Source organism: Pelomicrobium sp. G1 (assembly GCF_051905455.1).
GTDB lineage: Bacteria > Pseudomonadota > Gammaproteobacteria > Burkholderiales > UBA6910 > Pelomicrobium.
In genome coordinates, this window is the sequence record NZ_JBQACR010000517.1 from 1 (window position 1) to 244 (window position 244).

Annotated in this window: 1 protein-coding gene; it reads right to left on the bottom strand. The window is 70.9% G+C overall.

The genetic code is table 11. The features are described from left to right. Positions 1–244: hypothetical protein (locus ACTFO6_RS19445; RefSeq protein ID WP_439935955.1), on the bottom strand; the 244-nt coding region annotated here is incomplete at both ends.

A 244-nucleotide genomic window follows, 5' to 3' on the forward strand; every position in this document is an offset into this window, starting at 1 on the left:
GAACAAGGCCGCGTAGGTTTGGAGCAGGCAAAGCGGGTCCGCCAGCACCGAGGCCGCCGCCCGGAATTCGGACAGCTCGTCGGCGATCGGATAGTCCAGGCGCCGCGCCAGGTCCCCCAGATCGTCGGCCAGGAACGCGGTCAGGGCGCGGAAATCGGCCTCGTTCCCGGGTGGAAGGAACGCCCGCGCCAGGCACAGGTAGAATTCCGCGCGCAGCCGCAGCGCCTCGTCAGGCGCCGGCGCT